The following is a 4,392-nucleotide window of genomic DNA, read 5'->3' on the forward strand; positions in this document are numbered from 1 at the left end:
TTGAGAGTTCCTCCTTATTCTCTTTTATTATACATGAATTCCTTGAGAATAAGGTGTCAACTTTATTTATACAACATCAAAGATGATCATGCCAAAAACCATTACGAAGATAATCGGAAACATAAACTCAAACAGCATAAACATATAGCTCACCTCTTCTTCATCTTTCGTCCAATGATTACTCTGAGCACAAAACATACGACAATCACGAAAAGCGAGGCAGCGATATACAGTAATGCTTCTGTATACCACGGTGCAGAATACGATTCGTATAGTTTCGGAAAGCGCTTATACCCATAGAAATCCATACCCGTTTTAATCACAATCATGTAGAAACTTGCATAGATAATATATTTTAATAAATCGTATAGTTTATTCATGCCATCGCCTCCGCGATATTCTGTTTTAACCTTTTGGCATCGGCAAACTGGAAGTTATCGAAGAGCATCCCTTAATTGCAACAAGCTACTACGGATACTTTCTCCAGCTCCACCAATAGCCTGCGCTATAATGATTGCGGCAACTATAATTGCCACTGCGACAATAATTTTTCCAATCAAATATTGATATTCTTTCATTTTGATTACCTCCATCTACAAGTATCGATTTTCTCAATTCTCAAAACAGGGAGTTGTCAGTCCTTCTTGTTCTTTTCAATAGCATTAATAGTGCAAGCAAAACCTGTAATCATTGAAAGTAGTATTGCTCCACCCATTGCTTCGTTCATTCCAGCACCAAAGAAAAAACCGACCAACGCTGCAATTACCATTAGAATGATTGAAATGATTACTCTCATAATATATGCCTCCATAAATTTGAAATTTATCGCAATATTTCATTCTTGGATTATACTCGCTTATAGATAATTGGTTCATCATATCCAAAAGTTTTCTTTCCATTAACTTCCATGCTTTCAGATACCTCCAGACAACTATCAGAAAACTTTTCCCAAAGCTTAAAGGTCATTACCGGTGAAAACTGGCTTGTACTGCCTCCTTCCCAGATTCCATCTTTCTCATGATAGAGCGCCGGAGTGAATTTTTCAGATTTTTTCAATTCAGTGTAGTCAGCATTTTTCATAGAATCATATGAAAACGTACTTTTATCTTCTCCTTCTGGTATTTCATAAGAATACAACACAATTCCGTCTTCTTTCTCTGTAATAAGGAAAAGATGTGGGGAAGCATGGCGCTTACCATTTGTCTCATAGTAGCTTTCTTCAACAACAAATTTACCATTAAAATCTTTAGGAAGGTTTAAAATTTTCTCATTACAGATTGTATTAATGTGTTCTGCATAAGGATATGTTTTCCCTTCTCTCTGCATATTATCAAACTGCTCTTTGTTATTAAAGTGTCCCGTCATCATATTAATAAAATTATCGAGCTTCATCATGCTTTTTACCTCCAAATTCCGACTTGTTACTCACATGATATCATATTTTTTCTTCAATTACATCCACCAAATTTTAGTACACTGCCATTCGGCTTGCTTCTGTAACCGGCATCCGTTTAATCTTCTCCTGCCCTATAACGGTATGGGTTTCCGTCTGCAACTTCCGTTCCGGATTTTTCTTTGTGGATACAGTAAGCTCTTTTCCATTAATAGAACCGTTTATAACAACATATCTTTCACGCATTTACTCCGATAGTCACTCGGCGATATTTTGTATCTTTCTTTAAATGTTCGGTTAAACGTTCTTTGACTTTCAAATCCACTATCCAGACAAATATTTGTAATAGAATCCCTCGTATTTTCCAGACGATAACATGCGTAGTTTAACCTTGCATCATTAAGATATTGATTGAAATTTCTATGGAATATTTGAGAAAAAAGCCTAGATAAGACATATTTGCTTACCCCCAGATCTTTTGCCATCTCTTCCAGCGAAAACTTTTTTTTAAAATTTGCTGATATATAGGAAACCGTCTGGTAAATCAGATCCCTGCTCCCCACATTACTCTTTTCTACCAAATTCAATTTTCCAATGCAACGTGCTAACACAATCTGAAGATATGCCTGTGCAACAGTTATATCTGGCTGTTCTGTCTCTAAAATTGCATTTATAACTCTATATACCTCTTGTTCAACCTTTTCCGCTCTGATAATCGGATATTCGGGAGCCATGGATTGCATGATATCTGCAAATTTACTAATCACAAATGGCGATGCAATCAGATAAATGGCCGTATTTACACCGGGTGTCAGTACCTGATAGTGATGAATGATATCTGGAAATACAAATCCAATATCTCCTTTTTCCATATGGTAAAGTTCCTGTCCGACACCAAGCTCTAATGCTCCATTTGTTACACATACAATCTCCAGTGCATTATGAAGATGAGGTTCAATATGTTTTGACTTCTTATTGACCGCTATAATTTCCTCTTTTGTGTCAACATATTTTAACTGCATGAAATACTCTCCTTTGCAACATTTGTCTATATCTTCTTTCGATTTGGCAAGCAATCCTTTTTTATCTATCCTATAATCGATTTGTAAACAAGGAAAGGAGGAATTGCAAATGAGCAACCTTAAAAAATACCTGAATGACCTTTTACTATTCTACACAGAATATTTTGCGCATCCATACCATGTATAAATACTAAACAGACTGTTTTGTGAAAACTGAATATTATGCTTCATAACCATTCGGATGATTTCTATGCCATTTCCATGCAGTTGTAATAATCGTCTCAAGATCATCAAATTTAGGATTCCATCCAAGAATCTCTTTCGCTTTCGTACTAGATGCAATCAGCGTTGGCGGATCTCCTGCTCATCTGGTTTCTTCCTTTGCGGGAATCGGGTGTCCTGTTACTTTTCTAGCTGTCTCCGCAACTTCCTTTACCGTAAATCCGACTCCATTACCCAAATTAAAAATATTACTTTCATTTCCGTTTCTTAAATATTCCATGGCAAGAATATGAGCCTGTGCAAGGTCATTCACATGGATGTAATCCCTTACGCATGTACCATCTTTTTTCTCCTGCGGCAATCAACTCATACACAGTGTGAGAACCAATATAACCAGCTCCGCCTAATACCAAAATACTGCTCATAGATCATTTCTCCTTTTCTTTTTTTGATTAGTCCTGAAGATATTTATATAGAAAAAGCATTGCCTCATTGAACAATGGTAAAGCGGACATTCGCAATCCGCTTCGCTACTTGCTCATGAACGCAGTCGCTTCGCGATCTGTCAGTGGGAGCTTTCAACTCCCACTGACATAAGCACCCCCCCCTCACCCGCCGCTTAGTGCTCCGCGCACTTGAAGCGGGGGAATGCTTATCTGCGTTCAAACAATGCTTTTTCCCTGTCAAATGCTAATTCATGTCTGATGCATCTGTTATTTCATCTGCAGCAATTCCTTTTTCTGCTTTCAGTTTTTTATTTGCATCTTCAACATTCATTCTTGAAAGTGCAAACATAATCAATACATCAAAGATTAACGGAAGCCAAAGATACATGAACTGCATCATATCAAGTGCAGACTGTGGCTGAGTTGCATTTTTTCCGACATATCCACTGAGCTCAAGCATCCATCCAACAACAGCGGTTCCAATACCTCCACCGATTTTTACACCAAGAGAAGTACAAGAGTACATCGTTCCATCAATTCTCTTTCCCTGTGTAAGATAAGTGTATTCAGAGCAGGATGCAATAACAGCATTCATATCTCCCTGCCATGGTCCCTGACCTAAGGCTGCAAGAGCTGTAAACGCCATCATCAGCGGAACACTACCCATATATCCGGCAACAACAACAAGTGCTCTACCGATGACTGCTAAGACATAACCTCTTAAGTTCAGTTTATACATGCCTTTCCACTTACCAACTAATGTCGGTGTGAAAATCAAGGCAATGATCAGTGGAATATTTACTGCCCATGCAAATTGTCCAAACAAATTCTTATTTTTCAGTACCCATGTCATGTAATAAATGCCAGCTCCAATCATGGCACCATATAACTGCTGTAAAATATATGTTCCACAAATCATCATGTAATATTTGTTTTTGACAAGAAGCTTGAATGCCTGTACCATTCCATACTTTTCATTATCATTCTTTACTTCTCCTTCATTAAGTTCCTCCTCCGGAAGTTCCTTAACAGAAAGTGCTGAAATCGTATTTACGACCAGACCAATGATTGCATAGATAATAGCAACCGTTCTCCATGCCGCAGCATCTCCACCGCATTTATCTACAAATCCAACTGTAATCGCCTGAATCAGAAGACTTGTTGAAAATGCAAAAATAAAACGGTAAGATCCCATCTGTACACGCTCTTTGCTGTTCTTTGTAATCAGTTGAATATTCCGTTGCGGCGAAGCCGTCTGTCCGGAAAAATGGAAACCACCTGTCCGGATAGGCGGAAACCGCTTTAGGTT

Annotated in this window: 5 protein-coding genes and 1 pseudogene; all 6 read right to left on the bottom strand. The window is 37.8% G+C overall.

Annotated elements, in window-relative coordinates; genetic code table 11:
• Nucleotides 1-434: 434 nt before the first annotated feature.
• Nucleotides 435-578 carry a hypothetical protein gene (locus GPK83_RS07500; protein ID WP_015554546.1) on the bottom strand — a complete coding sequence of 48 codons (144 nt, stop codon included), beginning with the start codon at nucleotides 576-578 and terminating at the stop codon, nucleotides 435-437.
• Nucleotides 579-634: 56 nt separating this feature from the next.
• Entirely contained in the window at nucleotides 635-796 is a 162-nt protein-coding gene (locus GPK83_RS07505; protein ID WP_015554547.1) for a hypothetical protein, read from the bottom strand.
• 50 nt (nucleotides 797-846) lie between these two features.
• Nucleotides 847-1,395 (bottom strand): hypothetical protein, encoded by a 549-nt coding sequence (locus tag GPK83_RS07510; RefSeq protein WP_015554548.1) that lies wholly within the window; start codon nucleotides 1,393-1,395, stop codon nucleotides 847-849.
• 219 nt (nucleotides 1,396-1,614) lie between these two features.
• Nucleotides 1,615-2,415 carry an AraC family transcriptional regulator gene (locus GPK83_RS07515; RefSeq protein WP_215704437.1) on the bottom strand — a complete coding sequence of 267 codons (801 nt, stop codon included), beginning with the start codon at nucleotides 2,413-2,415 and terminating at the stop codon, nucleotides 1,615-1,617.
• 220 nt (nucleotides 2,416-2,635) lie between these two features.
• Nucleotides 2,636-2,989: pseudogene (locus GPK83_RS07520) on the bottom strand (NAD-dependent epimerase/dehydratase family protein); the annotation flags it as partial.
• A 338-nt stretch (nucleotides 2,990-3,327) separates the two neighbouring features.
• On the bottom strand, nucleotides 3,328-4,392 hold a 1,065-nt coding region (locus tag GPK83_RS07525), incomplete at its 5' end, for an MFS transporter (protein ID WP_252196269.1).

Origin of the sequence: Clostridium sp. MCC328, assembly GCF_018785465.1 — a bacterium.
GTDB lineage: Bacteria > Bacillota > Clostridia > Lachnospirales > Lachnospiraceae > Pilosibacter > Pilosibacter fragilis.